The organism is Nonomuraea cavernae, assembly GCF_040655715.1.
Lineage (GTDB): Bacteria > Actinomycetota > Actinomycetes > Streptosporangiales > Streptosporangiaceae > Nonomuraea > Nonomuraea cavernae_A.
Map to the genome: position 1 here is coordinate 81,432 of NZ_JBFAKL010000018.1, position 17,006 is coordinate 98,437.

Sequence of the window (17,006 nt, forward strand, 5' to 3'; positions counted from 1 at the left end):
CTTAGCATCCGCATGTGATCCGTGCAAGACATATCGGAGCCGCTTTCGCGCTGAGCGTTCTCGCGCTCGCCGGCTGCTCCCAGGGAACGACCAACTCAGGCGCCGCCCCCGTCTCCTCCGAACCCCCGCCGAGCCCCCAGACGGCCCCCACGGCCGCCGTCCCCACCGAGTTCGCGTCCGGCGACGTGCGGATCGCGCTGGTCAGGCAACTCTCCTCGGGTGACTACTTCGAGCAGTGGCTGGCCGGAGCCGAGGCCGAGGCCAAGGCGCTGAACGTGAAGCTGGAGATCTCCAGCGGCGACGGCAACAACGACAAGCAGGCCCTCAACCTGGAGCAGGCCGTCAACCAGAAGGCCGACGCGATCATCGTCGACCACGGCTTCGCCCAGACGGTGCAGCCCGCCGTCAAGAAGGCCGCCGACGCGGGCATCCCGCTGGTCGCCTTCGACGTCGATCCCGGCACCCCCAAGGCCGTCGTGCTCTCCCAGGACGACCACCAGATCGCCGAGCAGGCGCTCGGAGCGCTCAAGGCCGACACCGGCGGCAGTGGTGAGGTCCTCTACGTGTACGTCGCCGGGTTCGCCCCGCTCGACCGGCGCGACGAGACCTGGACCCAGTTCAAGAAGGACAACCCGGGCATCAAGCAGGTCGCGCAGATCGGCGTGGTCAACAGCTCCACCGCGTCCGCCGTCGCCGACCAGGCCAAGGCCGCGCTCCAGGCCAACCCGGACGTGAAGGCGATCTTCGCCCCGTACGACGAGTTCGCCAAGGGCGCCACGCTCGCGATCAAGGAGCTCGGCCTCCAGGACAAGATCAAGGTCTACGGCGCGGACATCTCGACCGCCGACATCGGCGTCATCACCGAGCCGAACAGCCCTTGGGTGGCCACCTCCACCACCGACCCGTCCAACGTGGGCCGCGTCGCCGTTCGCGCCGCCGCCCTGCTCGTCGCCGGTGAGAAGGTGGACCCCGAGCTGAAGGTGCCGCCGGCCCTGGTCACCCAGAAGCAGCTGCGCGACGGCGCGATCACCAACATCGAGCAGCTCACCCAGGCCATCCCCGCCCTCAACACGCCGGACGTGGCCCGCGTCCCCTGGGCGGCGTCGTGACCGAGCCCGCGATCGCGGTGTCCGGGCTGTCCAAGACCTATGGCGCGACCCGGGCACTCGACGGGGTCACGCTGGACGTGCGGCCCGGAGAGATCGCCGGGCTGATCGGCACCAACGGCGCGGGCAAGTCCACCCTGATCAAGGTGCTCTCCGGCGCCACCCGGCCGAGCGCGGGCACGCTCACGCTCGGCGGGCGCCGTTTCGCGCCCAACAGCCCGCTCGACGCCCAGGCGGCCGGTGTGCAGACCGTGCACCAGAACATCGACGACGGCGTCGTCTTCGGCACCACGGTGGCCGAGAACCTCACGCTCGACTCCATCGCCCAAGGCGGCGGCTGGTTCACCACGCGCCGCTCCATCGTGGCGCGGGCCCGGTCGATCGCCGAGGCGGCCCGGCTCCCGCTCCCGCTCGACGCGCCGGTCGAGACACTGCCCGCCAGCGCGCGCCAGCAGATCGTGCTCGCCCGCGCCCTGTCGCGCCAGGCGCGCCTGCTCATCCTGGACGAGCCCACCTCGACGCTCTCCACGAGAGAGGCCGACGCCCTCGCCGTCAAGGTCCGCGAGGCCGCCGCGTCGGGGGTCGCCGTCCTGTACGTGTCGCACCGCCTGGCCGAGATCGAGTCCCTGTGCGACCGCGTGATCGTCCTGCGCGACGGCCGGGTGAGCCGGACCTTCACCGCCCCGCTCACCGGCGCGGCCATCGTCGGGGCCATGCTCGGCGAGTTCGCGGCGCCCGCCACAGCCTCGGCCACGACGTCCGTGGCGGAATCGGCCACCGCCTCCGCCACCGCCACCGCTTCCGCCACCGCCGCCGAGACCGCGACGCCGGGCGACAGGGGAGCGGTCGTGCTGGCCGCCACCGGAATCCGGGTCGCTCCCGGCAGGGAGGCGTTCGACCTGGAGGTGCGCGAGGGCGAGGTGCTCGGCGTCACCGGACTGGTCGGAGCGGGCAAGACCGAGCTGCTCGAACAGCTCGGCGGCGCCCGGCCGCTCGTCTCCGGCGAACTGCGGCTCGACGGCGCGCCGTACCGCCCCCGGGATCCGCACGCGGCGATCGCGGCCGGCGTCGCGTTCGCCGCGGAGGAGCGCTCCGCCCAGGCGATCGTGCCCGGCTGGTCCGTGCGCGCGCACGTGTCGCTGCCCATGCTCCGCGCGCACAGCCGCGGCGGCCTGCTCCGCCGCCGCTCGGAGGCCGCCGCGGCGCGCCGCGTGGCCGGCCGCTTCGGCGTACGCGGACCAGGCCTGTCCGCCACCGCCGAACCCGGCAGGTCCGGCGCGACCGAGAGCGGGAGGCCCGCCGCGGGTGCCACCGGGACGTCGGGCGTGCCCGGAACCGGGACGTCCGGGGGCGATCAGGGCGGGATGTCCGGAAGGAGTCGCGGCGGGACGTCCGGCCGGCGCGGCCACGGGATCGAGGCTCCTATCGAGACGCTGTCCGGCGGCAACCAGCAGAAGGTCGTGGTCGGCCGCTGGCTGGAGGCCGCGCCGCGCGTCCTGCTGCTCGACGAGCCGTTCCGCGGCGTCGACGTGGGCGCCCGCGCCGACATCGGCCGGGTGGTCCGCGAGGCCGCCGGCATGGTGGTGGTGGTCGCCTCGTCCGACCCCCAGGAGATCGTCGAGCTGGCCGACCGGGTCCTGGTGCTGCACGACGGCACGCCGACCGGCGAACTGGCCGTCGCCGAGGCCACCCCCGAGCGCCTGGCGGCCCTCATGTCGGGGACCGAGACGTCGACGACCCCGCCGGGGACCGAGACGTCGACGACCCCGCCGGGGACCGAGGCGCCGACGACCCTGCCGGGGACCGAGACGTCGACGGGAGGAACGGCATGACGGCGGCGGCGCAGCGGACCGAGGACGTCGACGGCGCCGCTCGCCCGACGAACGCGCGGGGCGCGAAGGTGGCGTCGGTGGCCTACCGGTACGGGCTGGTCGTGGTGCTCGTCGCGATGCTGGTGATCTTCGCGGCGCTCCGGCCCGCGTTCGGCACGTTCGCCAACGCGCTGATCGTGCTGCAGTCGGTGGCGGTCGTCGGCGTGGTCGCGCTCGGCGTCACCGTCTCGATGACCACCGGCGGCTTCGACCTGTCCGCCGGCGCCTGCGTCGGCGCGGTCGTGATGGTGACCGCGCTCGCCATGGTCAGGTTCAACCTCACCGGCGCCACCGCGATCGTCGCCGGCCTGGTGACGGGGCTGCTCGTGGCCGGGGTCAACGCGCTGCTCACGGTGGTGGCGCGGGTGCCCGACCTGGTGGCCACGCTCGGCACGATGTTCCTCTTCCAGGGGCTCGCGCTGATCATCACCTCCGGCCAGTCGGTCTCGGCGGGCATGACCGTCGACGGCGCGCCGGCGCCCGGCCGCTACACCGAGGGCTTCGCCTGGCTCGGCGGCGGCAGGATCGGGCCTGTCCCGGTGCCCGTGGTGATCTTCGCGCTGCTCGCCGTCGCCGTGTACGTGCTGCTCAACCACACCCGCTGGGGCCGCGCGCTCTACGCGATCGGCGGCAACGCCGAGGCGGCCAGGCTCGCCGGCATCCGGGTCGCCCGCTACCGGGCGCTCGCCTACGTCGTGTCCGGGCTGTGCGCGGCGGTCGCCGGGATCATGCTGTCCGCCCGGCTGGGCCGGGGAGACGTGGGAGCGGGCGACCCGTACCTGCTCCAGTCGGTGGCCGCGGCGCTCATCGGCTTCGCCGTGCTGGGCGCCAACCGGCCCAACGCGCTGGGTACCGTCGTGGGGGCGCTGTTCATCGGTGTGATGATCAACGGCATGACGATGCTCAACGCCCCTTACTACGCACAGACCTTCGTCCAGGGAGCGCTGCTCGTGAGCGCGCTCGTCGTCAGCTACACCCTGACACCCGGACGTGGAGAGAGGAGCATCCGTTGACCCTGGTGGCGGACGCGGGGCAGTCCTACGAACTGCTCAGCGTCGAGAACGTGCCCGCCTACATCGCCGGCCGGCCCGCGCTGGCCCGGCTCGTCGACCCGGCGCGGATCACGCGGGTCCGCGAGGTCGGCGACGGCAACATGAACCTCGTGTTCGCCGTCGAGGCCGAGGACGGCCCGGGCGTGGTGCTCAAGCAGTCGATGCCGTACGTGCGCGTCGACCCCGACTGGCCCATGACCCCCGACCGCAACCGGATCGAGGCCGCCGTGCTCGCGGCGCACGGCGCGGCGGCGCCCGGGCTGGTGCCCGCGCTGTACGACGTCGACGAGGCCAGGCACGTGGTGGCACTGGAGAACCTGTCCGACCACCAGGTGTGGCGCGGACGGCTCAACGAGGGCCTGCGCGACGAGGGAGTGGCCGGCGACCTCGGGCGCTACGTGGCACGGGTGGGCTTCGGCACGTCGGTGTTCGGCCTCGGCGCCGAGGCGCACAAGGCGGGGCTGGCCGCGTCGGTCAATCCGGAGCTGTGCGAGATCACCGAGGACCTCGTCTTCACCGAGCCGTACATCGAGCACGAGCACAACCGGATCCTGCCCGCCAACGAGCCGGACGTGGCGGCCTACACGGGGGATCCCGGGGTGCGCACCGCCATCGGGCTGGCCAAGCTGGCGTTCATGACGCACGCCGAGGCGCTCATCCACGGCGACCTGCACACCGGGTCCGTTCTCGTCCGGGCCGAGGAGCCCGGCGTCACCCGCTCGACGCGCGCGTTCGACGTCGAGTTCGCCTTCTACGGGCCGGTCGGGTTCGACATCGGGGCGCTGTGGGGCAACTACGTGCTGGCCGCGGCGCGCGGCTTCGCGCTCGGCGACGACGAGCACGCGGCGTGGGCGCTCGGGCTGGCCGCGCGGACATGGGAGGCGTTCGAGGCCGAGTTCACCGCCCTGTGGCCGGACCGCGCCGACCCGCGCGTCTACGGCGACGGCGTCCTCGCCGCCTACCTCGCCAAGGTCCACGCCGACGCTGCGGCGTTCGGCGCGGCCAAGGCGGCCCGCCGGGTGATCGGCTTCTCCCGTGTCACCGACATCGAGACCCTCCCGGAGGAGCGGCGCGTCAAGGCCATCCGCGGCGTCCTGCACGCCGCCCGCCACCTGCTCACCCAGGCCGCCGACCGGCCCGGGCCGCTGTTCGACCGCGTCGGCGCCCTCCTGGCCGACGCGACTTAGCGGATGGCGACTTAGCGGATGGCGGATCAGCGGATGGCGGATCAGCGGATGGCGATGGCGTAGGCCAGCAGCCACTCCACGCACTCGGTGATGTGGCGGGCCCGCTTCAGCGTCGGCGCCCAGGTGTAGAGGCCGTGGTCGGCGACGATCACCCCAGGGGTGCGCGGGTCGTAGGCGGCCTCGAAGCGGTCGCCCAGCTCGGTCATGTCCTGGCTGTTGGTGATCACCGGGATGACCACCTCGTCATCGTGGGCGAGGCGGCCGATGCCTTTGAGGGTTTCGACGTCGCGCAGCCGCACGCCCTCGGGCCAGTGGTGGCCGGCCAGCACCGCGTTCAGCGCGTGCACGTGCACGATCGCGTCGGCGCCGGTCAGCCCGGCGATCCGGGCGTGCAGCCCGGCCTCGGCCGAGGGCGTCAGCGGGGCGATGCCGCCGACCTCGACCGGCGCGCCGTCCGGCCCGACCACGGCGACGTCGGAGGCGGTGAGCTCACCCTTGTCCAGGCCGCTGGCGGTGACCGCGAGCCGCAGCGGATCGCGGGTCACCACCTCCGACAGATTGCCCGAGGTGCCGCGCATCCAGCCGAACGAGGTGAAGCGGGCGGCCTCGACGGCGAGCCGGGCGCCCGCGTCGAGCACGCCCTGCCTGGTGGGGACGTTCACTTGATCTCCTCGATCTCCTTGAATGACGCGACCACGGGATGGGCGCCGAAGCCGGCCTGCTCGCTCGGCTCTCCCGGCCGGCGCACGCCGGTCGTCCGCCAGCCGGCCGCCGCCGCCGCGTCCAGCTCGGCCGGTATGTCCGACAGGAACAGCAGCTCGCCCGGCGGCGTCCCGAGGGCCTCGGCGATCTTCAGGTAGGAGTCCGGCTCCCGCTTCGGCCCCGCGTTGACCGTGTCGAAGTGCCGCTCGACCAGCAGTGACAGGTCGCCGGCCGTCGTGTGCCTGAACCACGGCCGCTGGCTCGCGACCGACCCCGACGAGAACACCGCGAGCCGGCGCCCCTCCTCGTGCCACCGGCGCAGGACGGGTGGCACGTCGGGGAAGAAGTGCGCGGTGAGCTCCCCGGCGGCGAACCCGGCCGCCCAGATCTGCCCCTGCAGCGTCTTCAGCGGCGTCGCCTTGACGTCGCCGTCCATCCAGCCGTGCAGGATCGCCACGGTCTCCTCCGTCGTGGCGCCGCCGGTCTCCGCCACCGCCGCGGCCACGTCGGGATCGTCGCGGTGCGCGTCGATCCACGGGCCGAGCCGAGGACGGGCATAGGCGTACAGCCCCACGTGGACGGACTCGGTCGAGCTCGTCGTGCCCTCGATGTCCAGCACGATCCAGCTGGGCGGGTTGCTCATCTGGTCAGCACCTCCACGAAATCGGCGACGAAGCGCGGCGCGTCGACCGCGGTGATCACCCGCGTGTCGGGCGCCGGCTCGTACGGGAAGGACGGCGGCAGGCCGTCGTGGGTGCGCATCAGCCGCGCCCTCGACATGAAGCCGTCACTCATGATGTTGACAGGCCCGTCGGCCCAGGCGGTGGCGAAGCCCCGGTCCAGCAGGATGCCGGCGGCCAGCGGGTCGTGCAGCGGGATGATCCGGCGGCCCCACTCGTTCTGGTAGAAGTCCATGTAGGCGTCCAGGATCCGCACGGCGAACCTCGCCTTCGGCGTGTCCGTGGCCCGCAGCGCGGCGATGGCCCGCTCGTGCAGGATGGTCGTCCCGGTGACGTTGACGCCGACCATCACCAGCTCGGCGCGCGGCGCGGCGAACACCGCGGCGGCCGCGACCGGGTCGTTGGCGATGTTCGCGTCGACCATCAGCACCGTGCCGGGCGGAGCGTACGGCCCCGACCCGCCCATCAGCACCACCGACCGATACCTCGTGAGCAGGTCCGGGTCGAGGCGCAGCGCCTCACCCAGGTTGGTCAGCGGCCCGAGGGCCAGCAGGTCCAGCTCGCCCGGCTGCTCGGCCGCCAGCCGTACCAGCAGCTCGGCGGCGCTCTCGCCGGTGACCTCGGGCATCGGCCGGTCGTAGCCGAGGTCGCCGAGGCCGTCCTTGCCGTGCACGTAGCCGGCGATGCGCGCGACTCCGGCCAGCGGCTCGGCCGCGCCGCGCGCCACCGGCACGTCCAGGCCGAGCAGCCCGTTCACGTAGCCGATGTTGCGCACCGCGTCCTCCTCGACGCAGTTGCCGAACACCGAGGTGACCGCGACGATCTCGGCGTCGGGCCGCCCGGCGAGGTAGAGCAGGGTGTGGGCGTCGTCGATGCCGGTGTCGGTGTCCACGACAATCCGTCGTGTCTCGGTCATACTGCCTCTTTCACGTGTTCGGGACGGTAGACGCCGCGTTCGGTCACGATGCGCGTGACCAGGCGCGGCGGGGTGGTGTCGAAGGCGGGGTAGTAGCCGGAGACGCCCTCGGCGGCGGTCCGGGCGCCGAGCACGCTCAGCACCTCGTCGCCGTCGCGGTGCTCGATCTCGACGTCGGCCGCGCCGGGCGCGAGCGGGTCGGGCGCCTGCACCAGCACGTAGAACGGCACCCCGAACTCCCGCGCGGCGAGCGCCACGCCCAGCGTGCCGACCTTGTTGACCACGTGCCCGTCGAGCGTCACCCGGTCGGCGGCGACCAGCGCCACGTCGGCGAGCCCGTCGGCCAGGGCGGCGGCGACCATGCCGTCGGTGATCAGCGTGGGCCGGTAGCCCATTTCCACCAGCGTCGCCGCCGTGAGCCTGGCACCCTGCAGGTAGGGGCGGGTCTCGGTGCAGACGAACTCCAGCCGCTTGCCCGCCTCGCGGGCCGCCTGGACGGTCGCGATCAGGTAGGCGTCGGCCCAGCAGTGGGTCAGCACCCGCGCGCCGTCGTGGAGCAGGCCCGCGGCGTGCCGGCCGAGCGCCGCGCTGCGCGCCCGGTAGGCCGCGTCGTGCCCGGCCGCCGCCGCCTCGACCGCGCCGGCCAGCTCCTCGCCGGACGCCTCCGCGAGCGGCCCGTCGGCCGTGTCGTCCAAAATCGCGCGCACGGCGTCACGGATGTGGTTGTTCGTCGGCCGGGTCGCGATCAGGCGGGCGCCCGCCGCCCGCAGCCGCTCGGCCGCCGCGCCCGGCGGCTCGCGCCGCGCCTCCCGGGCGGCCAGGACCATGCCGGCCGTGGTCGCGTACAGCGGGCCCGAGCTCTGCGTGACCATCTGCTCGATGGCCACCGCGACGTCCTCGCTGGTGGCGCAGCGCACCCACCGCCGCTCGAACGGATAGACGCGGCGGTCGAGGATCTCCACCGCGTCACCCGCGAAGCGGACGGAGTCGGCCAGCACGGGGGTTCCCGCCCCAGATCCGGTCAAGAGATCTCCTTCGGGCGCCGCCTGGCCGCCACACCGGCCAGGATCAGCGCGAACAACGTGATCACGTACGGTGCGGAGTCGGCCGCCTGTTGCGGCAGCCCCACACCCTGGAGCCGGAAGCCCACCGCCTCGGCGACGCCGAACAGCAGGCAGGCGAGCAGTACCCGCCAGGGGAGCACGCCGCCCAGCATGACGGCGACCACCGCCACCCAGCCGCGCCCCGCGCTCATGCCCTCGCTGAACAGCGTCACGTTGCCGAGCGCGAGCTGGGCGCCGGCGAGCCCGCACAGCGCGCCGGCCGCCAGCACGACGCCGTGCCGGTAGCCGCCGACCTTCAGGCCGAGCGCGGCGGCGGCCGCCTGGTGCTGGCCGATGCCGCGCAGCCGCAGCCCGGAGCGGGTCCGGCGCAGCCACCACGCGACGACGGCCACCAGCGCGAACGCGAGCAGCACCAGTGCCGACTGCGATCCGAGCACCGGCACGTCGAGCCCCAGCTCGGCGAGCGTTGGCAGCCCGGCCAGGTCGGGCGAGCTGTAGGTGCCGCCGCTGCCGAAGATCTGCCGCATCAGGAACGCGGTCAGCCCGAGGGCCAGCAGGTTGGTGCCCACGGCCACCACGATCGGGTCGGCCCGGAAGGTCACCGAGGCGATCGAGAGCACCGCCGCGTAGAGCAGGGTGGCGATCATCGCGCCCAGGACGCCCGCCCAGGCGCTGCCGGTCAGGTGACTGAAGACGACCGCGGTGAACGCGCCCCACAGCAGCTGGCCCTCCAGCGCGATGTTGAACACGCCGGCCACCTGGCAGATCAGCCCGCCGAGCGCGGCGAGCACGACCGGCGTCGTGGCGGTGAGCACGGCGGCCAGGAACGACGCCTCGAAGATGTTCACGCGCCCGCCCCCCGCCGCGCCCTCAGGTGCCGGACGGTCGCGAACACGGCGACGATCACGATGATGAGCCCCTGTACGATCTGCGTGAGCTGGCTGGGCACCCCGGCCTCGCGTTCCATTCCCTGGCCGCCCACCTGCAACACGGTCAGCAGCGCCACGGCGAACGGCACGGCGATCGGCCGCGCGGTCGCCAGCAGCACCGCGGCCACGGCGGTGAAGGTGTAGCCCGGGGCGGTGAGCGCGCCGTCCACGTACCTGTAGGGCGGGCCGAGCACGATCAGCGCGCCGACCAGGCCGGCGAACGCGCCACCGCCCGCCAGGGTGACGGCGGCCAGGCGGTTCACGGCCACGCCGCCGTAGCGGGCGAAGTCGCGGTTCTGCCCGGTCGCGCGGATCTCGTAGCCGAGAACGGTCCGCGAGTCGGCGTACAACCAGGCGACGGTGAGCAGCACGATGAGCGGCAGCCCGATCGTGACGTACGAGCTGCCGGCCAGCGCGGGCAGGTGCGTCGCGTCGGGCAGCGGCGGGGTCTGGGCGATGCCGGTGCCCTGCTCGCCCAGCGGGAAGCGGACCAGGTAGGAGGCGAACGCCACGGCCGGGGTGCTGATCAGCAGCGTGGTCACGATGGCGGGAATGCCGAGCCGGGTGCGCAGCGGCGCGGACAGCCCCGCGACCAGCCCGCCGGCCAGCGCGGCGGCGGCCAGCGGCAGCACGACCGCGACCCCGGCCACCATCGGCAGGTGCAGCGCGATCGCGGCGGCGGTGACGCCGCCGATCGCCATCTGGCCGTCGCCGCCGAGGTTGAACTCACCGGCCCGCAGCGGGATCGCGAACGCCAGCGCCATGCCGAGCGTCGGCACGAACGCGGCGATCGTGTACTCCAGGTTGCCGTCGGCCAGGGCGCCCCGCAGCAGCGCCGGATAGGCGAGCGACGGGTCCACCCCGACCGCCAGCATCACCAGCGTGGTCAGAACCAGCGCGCCGCCGATGGCGAGCACCGGCGTCGACAGGACGATCCGGCGCGCCCATCCGAGGACGCGCCCTCCCGGCTCCGGCCCGCCGCCTGGCGGCTGTCCGCCCGGGGCGACGGTCGTGCCGGGCGCGGGCGCGGTCATGCCGGGTCTCCACTCGTGGCCACGGTCGTGTTTCCGGTCGTGTCTCCGGTCGTGTCTCCGGTCGTGTCTCCGGCCGTGGTTTTGACCGGGGCGCCGGTCATCGCCTGGCCGAGGAGGGACTCGGTGGCCTCGTCGCCGCTGTACTCGGCGACCACCCGGCCCTCGAACATCACCAGGATCCGGTCCGACAGCGCGCGCAGCTCCGACAGCTCACTCGACTGCACCAGCACCGCCTGGCCCCGGTCGCGGGCCTCGGCCAGCAGCGTGTGGATCCGTTCCTGCGCGCCCACGTCCACGCCCTGTGTCGGCTCCTCGACCACGATCACGGGAGTCCGCCTGGACAGCTCGCGGGCCAGCACCGCCTTCTGCGCGTTGCCGCCGGACAGCGCGCCGATGGGCACGTCCACCGACGCCGCGCTGATCGAGAACCTCTCGACCAGGTCGCGCGCCCGGGCCCGGACGGCCGCCCTGGACAGGCCGATCCGCCCGGCGTGGCCGCCCGGCCGGCGCTGGTCGCCCATCAGCAGGTTCTCCGCCAGCGACATCTCGGACGCGGTGCCCCGGCCGTGGCGGTCCTCGGGCACGTAGGCGACCTCCGGGTCCCTGCCGCGTCGCACGGGCGCGTCGCCGAGCAGGACCTGCCCGGAGTCGTGCTGCCCGGGGACGTTCAGGCCGGTCACCGCGTCGATGAGCTCGCGCTGCCCGCTTCCGGCCACGCCGGCGATGCCGACGATCTCGCCCGGCCGCACGCCGAACGACACGCCCGACAGCCGCGCCACGCCGTCGCGGTCGCTCACGCTGAGGTCGCGCACCTCCAGCGCGTACGCCTCCTCGCGGGGCCCGGTCGTGGGCCGGGCGGGTCCGGTGGAGCCGAGGGCGCGGCCGATCATCGCCTGGACGAGCTCGGCGGCGGTGGTGCCGGCCGTGTCGAATCGCCCCGTGACGCGGCCCTGGCGAAGGACGGTGACGCGGTCGCCGGCGGTCAGCACCTCGCTGAGCTTGTGCGTCACGAGCAGCACGGACGCGCCGGTGCCGGTGACCGTGCGCAGGACCTCGAACAGCCGGGTCGCCTCGCCGGGGGTGAGCACGGAGGTCGGTTCGTCCAGGATCAGCACTTCGGCGCCCCGGTAGAGCGCTCTGAGGATCTCCACCCGCTGGCGCACGCCGACCGGCAGCGTGCCGACCTGGGCCGCCGGATCGGCCCGCAGGCCGTACCGTTCGCCCAGTTCCTCCACCGCGCGCCGCGCCGCGGCCCGGTCGACCGCGCCGCGATGGACCGGTTCCGCGCCGAGCACGACGTTCTCCGCGACGGTCAACTCGGGGAACAGCCGGAAGCGCTGGTGCACCATGCCGAGCCCGTGCGCGATGGCGTCGGCGGGCGAGCGCAGCCGGATGCGTTTCCCGTCGCGCAGCACGTGCCCGGCGTCCGGCCGGTGCAGGCCGTAGAGCACGGACATCAGGGTGGACTTGCCGGCGCCGTTCTCACCGACGACGGCGTGGATCTCCCCTCGGGCGACCGCCAGGTCGATCCCGTCGTTGGCGAGCACGGGACCGAACCGTTTGGTGACGCCGACGAGCTCGGCGGCGGGCGCCGCCGAGCCGTCGCCGGTGGCGGTGACGCTCATGCCTAGCCCTTGAGCGGGTCGGCCACGGTGATCTTGCCGGCCACGATGTCGTCACGCGCCTGCTTGACCTTGGAGATCACCTCGGGGCTGTCGGCGATGGTGCATCCCGAGGAGGCCACGTCGTCGTCCAGCGCGTTGACGCCCACGCCGCCCTCGGCTAGGCCGTAGACCTTGACGCCGCCGGTCTTGCCCTCGGCGATCTCCTTGATCGCGGCGACCGTGGCCACGTCCACGTGCTTGAGCACGTTGTCGATGATGTTGCCCGCGCTCGACGCGCACTGGTTGACGTCCACGCCGAACGCCTTCGCGCCCGAGGCCGCGACCGCCTCGAAGACGCCCTGGTTGCCGCCCGAGGCCGCGGCCGAGACGATGTCGGCGCCGCGCCCGGTGAGCGTCTGCGTCTGCGACTTGGCCCGCGCCGGGTCGCTGAACGGGTTGTTGCCGCCCACGTAGAGCGGGGTGCCGGTGACGCTCGCCTTGACCGAGGTGGCGCCGGCGAAGAACGGGTCGATCCACCGGTGCACGAACGGCGAGTCGATGGCCGCCACGACGCCGATCTTGTCGCTCTTGGTGAGCAACCCCGCCTCGATGCCGGCGAGGTAGGCCGCCTCGTGCTCCTTGAACGACACGCACGCCAGGTTGGCCGCCTGGTCCTTGGCGCAGGAGTCCACCTGCAGGAACTGCTGCTCCGGATGCTGCTTGGGCACGGTGTTGAACACATCGTCGAAGGAGAAGCTGATGCCCACGATGACGGTCGGCTTGGCGCGGACCGCCGCGTCGACGTTCTGCGCGATGCTGGTCGGGTCCTTGCTCTCGTAGAGCTTGAAGGACGCGCCGATCTCCTTGGCGGCAGCCTCGGCGCCCTTGACGCCGAGCAGGAGGAAGCTGTTGGTGCCCACCGGGTTGGGCGTGATCAGGATGATCGACTTGTCGGAGGAGGCGGAGGCGGCGGAACTGCCTGAGCTGTCCGCATCCTGACCGCCGCACGCGGCGAGGGCGAGGAGCGCGGCGGCAGCGGTGAGCGCTGGAGTGATTCGCATGGTTCCTGGTTCTGTCTGCCGGAGGGGGCGTGTACCACCGGGGCTGTCCATCCTGGTGGGTGAGTATATCTCCACATTTCCGACAGGAACAACCTGATTTGCCATATTTCGGACGACCATATCGTACGGTCCGTGATAGGGCCTATGTCTCTCGGGTCCAGGTGGCGGAATGGGGTCGAACCACCCGGCTACACCTTGGGGGGCGTGGGGAAGGCCTCGGGGCCGGCCAGGCCGGTGCTCTCCAGCAGGCGCTGATGGTTCAGCACCGCCGCGTTGCAGGCTTCGGCGAAGCGCCGGATCAGCGTGTTCTGGGTGCTGCCGCGCACCGCGCCGATCAGCGCGAAGATCTGCCCGTGCGCCAGCCGCAGCCACTTCACGTACGTGACGTCGTACGACCTGCCCGACCGGCCGGAGATGTCGGCCATCCATTCCTGCTGGGTGTCGGTCGGCCTGACCGGCAGCTGGATCTCCAGCTTGGTGGCCAGGGCGCGGGCCTGCTCGTCCAGCCCGTGGTGCTGCTCGGCGATCTCCTCACTGATCGTCCTGATCCGGGCGCTGTCGCCGCGTTGCATGGCCTGCTGGGCGATGGTCATCTCCCACAGGGTGGCGAGCCGTACCTTCTTGACCAGGTCGCGGTCGGCGGCCGACAGCGGGCCCCACTTGGACTGCCAGGTGCTGTCGTCGGCCTCGGCGCCGGCCGTGGGCGTCGCCGACTCCGCGGGAGGGTCGAGGTCCAGGTCCGGGAGGCTGGTCGCGGGCGGGGCGGTCCCCACGGTGACGACGTTCGCCGTGCCGGTGGGCTGGTGACCGAGCCCGCAGGCGCCCACGGCCACGAGCGCGGCGCAGGCGGTGATGAGAACGGGACGGCCACGTGGAGGTCGCACTGCCGTCAGCCCCTTCCGGATGGTCGGATGCGGCCAGCCAGCCACTGGTGGTCACCAGGAGATACGCGGCACCGGCCGGAGCGGTTCACGGCGGCGCGCAAGAACCGCCCAGATCAGCGGCGAAGCACGAAGTGCTGCTCGGAGAGGCCGTCGGAGACTCCTGGGCCGGCCGAACCGACCGCCCACAAGGTGGTCGTACCGGGGACGCGGGTGATGCCCAGCCGGTTGATCCGATTGTCTTCCTCGTCTTCCACGGACGCTCCGGTCCGCATCGGCGGGCTGTACTCCCGAGTCCAGCCGGTTCCGTCGAAGTGCAGGAAAAGCGCCTGGCCCGCATGGTCGGCGTCGATCCCGCCGACCCACACGTCGCCGGTGCCGGAGGCGACGACGTCGTACAACTCTCCGCGTGTGATCGGCACCTGCACGCGAGACCACTTCGAGCCATCCCAGCGCATCACCAAGGGGCGATTTCCGTGGTCGCCATGGGAGTGGATGGTGCCTACCGCCCACACGTCGGATGATGAGACCTGCGAGATCCCATTCAGCGCTCCCAGCGGGATTTCCGGCGTTTCGGGCTGCTCCGTCGATTCTCTGCCGAGAACGCGGTGGTAGATCAGCGGCTTGCGTGGGTGGTTTTCACCGTCTCCCACCAATCCGGCCGCCCACAGGTGCCCGTCCTTGACACTGATCGAGTTCAGGACGGCTCCCTCATCACCCAGGCCGCTGTCAAGGAGATGGAACTCGTCACCGTCCCACTCCACGACGATCGCTCCCGTGGAGCCGCTCCCGGCGAACCACGCCCTGCCGTCCGTCGCTGTCACGTCACTCAAGAACTGCTCCCCGCTCACGCCGAAGGGGCGTCGATCGATCCAGCGCCGCCCGTCCCAGTGCGAGACGAACGCACGATCAGAACCGGTGTGGTCCCTGCCGGTCACCCACACGTCGTCCGGATGCTCGGCGCTGACAGAGTGCAGGAGGGCATCGGGATTCTTGGCTGCCCGCGGTCTCGGTGCCCTGCGCCAGCGGCTTCCGTCCCAGCGCAGCAGCACGGTTTCACCGATGCGGTTCTCGGCGGCGTCCTCGAAGCCCACGGCCCAGGCCTCGCGAGGTCCACTCGCGGAGATGCCGACCAGTCCCGTGTCACGGTCGCCCGGTTCGGGGCTCGCGATGCGCTTCCATGCCGCCGAAGCAGTGGCCGGGCGGGTCGGTGCGGTACGGGCCGTAGGGTTCGTCGCCGGCGAGTCCGGCAGAGGAGCACTCGTGCCGCCCTTCTGGCTCGGTGCGGGAGCCCCTGGGACGGTGACGCACGCGACCAGCAGGGACACCCCGACTACCAGGAGCCCAGCGCATCGAATGATGGTCATTGTCCTCAGCGTACAGAAATGATCATCCGCAAGGCGTGCGGGAGGCGGCCCCGCTGACGCCGTCGGCCGGGCGCCGGAGGATTCGGTGTCCGTGAGGCATCGCGGCGAAGGCCGTGGTGGCGCACAATGGACCCGGTCGGCCTAGGAGGCTCCTGTGAGCAAGCGATCGCGCGGGCGACGCATGCTCACCATGGGCCGGCCCCCCGGCTTCGGCCCGGGAGAGCCCCCCGGTCCCGCCGCCCGGCAAGGTGACCAGGACGCCCGTGCCCGGCTGACACTGGCCAGAGCTCGTCCGTCCAGATGGGACCATCTGTGGAGGGATTTATCCCGTTAGGTGTGCTGTACCTCAGCAGGACGGATTGTGATGTCAGATTCAGAGTTCCCCCTCGTCCAGTTCATGCGGGAGGGCTTCGATCCGGTGGCGGAGCTCGCTCGCATCCGAACCGAGCAGCCGATCTTCCCGATGCCGATCCCCGGAGGCCAAACGGCCTATCTGGTCACCCGCTACCACGATGTGCGGGCCGTGCTCGGCGACCACGAGCGCTTCAGCAACGACTTCGGCAACGTGATCGGGTTGGGCTCCAACCAGGATGACCCGGGCGGCCTCGGCTTCCGCGACCCGCCCGAGCACACCAGGCTGCGCAAGTACCTCACGCCCGAGTTCACCATGCGCAGGCTGCGCAGGCTGGAGCCGCGCATCGAGGCCATGGTCGAGGAATATCTGGACAAGATGGAGGCCAAGGGCCCCCCGGCCGACCTGGTGGAGTCGTTCGCGCTGCCCATCCCGTCGCTCGTGGTCTGCGAACTGCTCGGCGTGCCGTACGAGGAGCGGGCCGACTTCATGAAGCTCAGCGTCGACCGCTTCGACTTCACGGCCGGGCCCGAGGCGTCGCTGCAGGCGATCAACGACGCGACGACCTACCTCATCGACCTCGTCGCCCGCGAGCGGCTGAACCCTGGCGACGGGCTGCTCGGCCAGCTGCTGCGCGACCACGGTGACGAGCTCGACGACCGGATCCTGGCCAGCATGGCCGACGGCATCCTGACCGGCGGCCACGACACCAGCACCAGCATGCTCGCGCTCGGCACCCTCTGGATGTTGGAGAACCCCGAGCAGGCGGCCAAGGTCCGCGAGGTCGACGGCTACGTCGTCGAGGTGGTCGAGGAGCTACTGCGCTACATGACGGTCGTGCAGGTGGCGTTCCCGCGCTTCGCCCGCGAGGACCTGGAGCTGGAGGGGCAGCCCATCAGGAAGGGCGAGTTGGTGCTCTGCTCGCTCGCCGCCGCCAACCGCGACCCCAGCCTGGGCGACGACATGGACGAGGTCAAGCCCTATCGCGCCACGGTGGGCTCGCACCTGTCGTTCGGCCACGGGATCCACCGGTGTGTCGGCGCGCCGCTGGCCCAGATGGAGATGCGCATCGCCTTCCCCGCGCTGCTGCGCCGTTTCCCCGACCTCCACGTCGCGGGCGAGGTGCCGTTCCGGCCGCTGTCCATCGTCTACGGCGTCGAGAAGCTACCCGTCGCCTGGTAATCCGGCTACGTTCACAAG

The 17,006-nt window shown here is 72.4% G+C and carries 15 protein-coding genes; 5 read left to right on the forward strand and 10 right to left on the reverse strand.

The features are described from left to right. The first annotated feature begins 14 nt into the window (after positions 1-14). The 4 genes from AB0I38_RS25190 to mtnK are packed head-to-tail and all read left to right on the forward strand — an operon-like array spanning position 15 to position 5,216. Complete coding sequence (locus AB0I38_RS25190; protein WP_358472075.1) at positions 15-1,109, forward strand: substrate-binding domain-containing protein; 1,095 nt, start codon at positions 15-17, stop codon at positions 1,107-1,109. After that, entirely contained in the window at positions 1,106-2,938 is a 1,833-nt protein-coding gene (locus AB0I38_RS25195) for a sugar ABC transporter ATP-binding protein (RefSeq protein ID WP_358472076.1), read from the forward strand. The genes AB0I38_RS25190 and AB0I38_RS25195 overlap by 4 nt, the downstream gene beginning before the upstream one ends. Next, the gene (locus AB0I38_RS25200) at positions 2,935-3,990 is read left to right on the forward strand and encodes an ABC transporter permease (protein WP_358472077.1); all 1,056 of its coding nucleotides are present in this window, start codon (positions 2,935-2,937) and stop codon (positions 3,988-3,990) included. The genes AB0I38_RS25195 and AB0I38_RS25200 overlap by 4 nt, the downstream gene beginning before the upstream one ends. Before the next feature lie 5 nt (positions 3,991-3,995). Beyond that, positions 3,996-5,216 (forward strand): S-methyl-5-thioribose kinase, encoded by a 1,221-nt coding sequence (gene mtnK / locus AB0I38_RS25205; protein ID WP_358472227.1) that lies wholly within the window; start codon positions 3,996-3,998, stop codon positions 5,214-5,216. A gap of 41 nt (positions 5,217-5,257) precedes the next feature. Here the strand turns inward: mtnK and mtnB are convergent, their stop codons facing one another. The 10 genes from mtnB to AB0I38_RS25255 form a co-directional block, all read right to left on the reverse strand. Next, positions 5,258-5,878: a methylthioribulose 1-phosphate dehydratase gene (gene mtnB, locus AB0I38_RS25210; protein WP_358472078.1), complete on the reverse strand. Its 621-nt coding sequence runs from the start codon at positions 5,876-5,878 to the stop codon at positions 5,258-5,260. Continuing rightward, the gene (mtnC, locus tag AB0I38_RS25215) at positions 5,875-6,561 is read right to left on the reverse strand and encodes an acireductone synthase (RefSeq protein WP_358472079.1); all 687 of its coding nucleotides are present in this window, start codon (positions 6,559-6,561) and stop codon (positions 5,875-5,877) included. Before mtnC ends, mtnB begins: the two co-directional genes overlap by 4 nt. Beyond that, positions 6,558-7,514, reverse strand: a complete 957-nt coding sequence (locus AB0I38_RS25220) for a nucleoside hydrolase (protein WP_358472080.1) — start codon at positions 7,512-7,514, stop codon at positions 6,558-6,560. The genes mtnC and AB0I38_RS25220 overlap by 4 nt, the downstream gene beginning before the upstream one ends. Beyond that, positions 7,511-8,539: a s-methyl-5-thioribose-1-phosphate isomerase gene (locus AB0I38_RS25225; protein WP_358472081.1), complete on the reverse strand. Its 1,029-nt coding sequence runs from the start codon at positions 8,537-8,539 to the stop codon at positions 7,511-7,513. The genes AB0I38_RS25220 and AB0I38_RS25225 overlap by 4 nt, the downstream gene beginning before the upstream one ends. Next, positions 8,536-9,426, reverse strand: a complete 891-nt coding sequence (locus AB0I38_RS25230) for an ABC transporter permease (RefSeq protein ID WP_358472083.1) — start codon at positions 9,424-9,426, stop codon at positions 8,536-8,538. Before AB0I38_RS25230 ends, AB0I38_RS25225 begins: the two co-directional genes overlap by 4 nt. Continuing rightward, entirely contained in the window at positions 9,423-10,541 is a 1,119-nt protein-coding gene (locus AB0I38_RS25235; RefSeq protein ID WP_358472085.1) for an ABC transporter permease, read from the reverse strand. The genes AB0I38_RS25230 and AB0I38_RS25235 overlap by 4 nt, the downstream gene beginning before the upstream one ends. Continuing rightward, complete coding sequence (locus AB0I38_RS25240; RefSeq protein WP_358472087.1) at positions 10,538-12,166, reverse strand: ABC transporter ATP-binding protein; 1,629 nt, start codon at positions 12,164-12,166, stop codon at positions 10,538-10,540. The genes AB0I38_RS25235 and AB0I38_RS25240 overlap by 4 nt, the downstream gene beginning before the upstream one ends. Positions 12,167-12,168: 2 nt before the next feature. After that, positions 12,169-13,206 carry a BMP family ABC transporter substrate-binding protein gene (locus tag AB0I38_RS25245; protein WP_358472089.1) on the reverse strand — a complete coding sequence of 346 codons (1,038 nt, stop codon included), beginning with the start codon at positions 13,204-13,206 and terminating at the stop codon, positions 12,169-12,171. Positions 13,207-13,394: 188 nt separating this feature from the next. Further along, on the reverse strand, positions 13,395-14,090 hold the full coding sequence (locus AB0I38_RS25250) for a DUF4142 domain-containing protein (protein ID WP_358472091.1): 696 nt from the start codon (positions 14,088-14,090) through the stop codon (positions 13,395-13,397). A 113-nt stretch (positions 14,091-14,203) separates the two neighbouring features. Next, positions 14,204-15,181: a hypothetical protein gene (locus AB0I38_RS25255; RefSeq protein ID WP_358472092.1), complete on the reverse strand. Its 978-nt coding sequence runs from the start codon at positions 15,179-15,181 to the stop codon at positions 14,204-14,206. A gap of 637 nt (positions 15,182-15,818) precedes the next feature. Between AB0I38_RS25255 and AB0I38_RS25260 the strand changes: the two genes are divergently transcribed. After that, the gene (locus AB0I38_RS25260) at positions 15,819-16,988 is read left to right on the forward strand and encodes a cytochrome P450 (RefSeq protein ID WP_358472094.1); all 1,170 of its coding nucleotides are present in this window, start codon (positions 15,819-15,821) and stop codon (positions 16,986-16,988) included. The last annotated feature ends 18 nt before the right edge of the window (positions 16,989-17,006 follow it).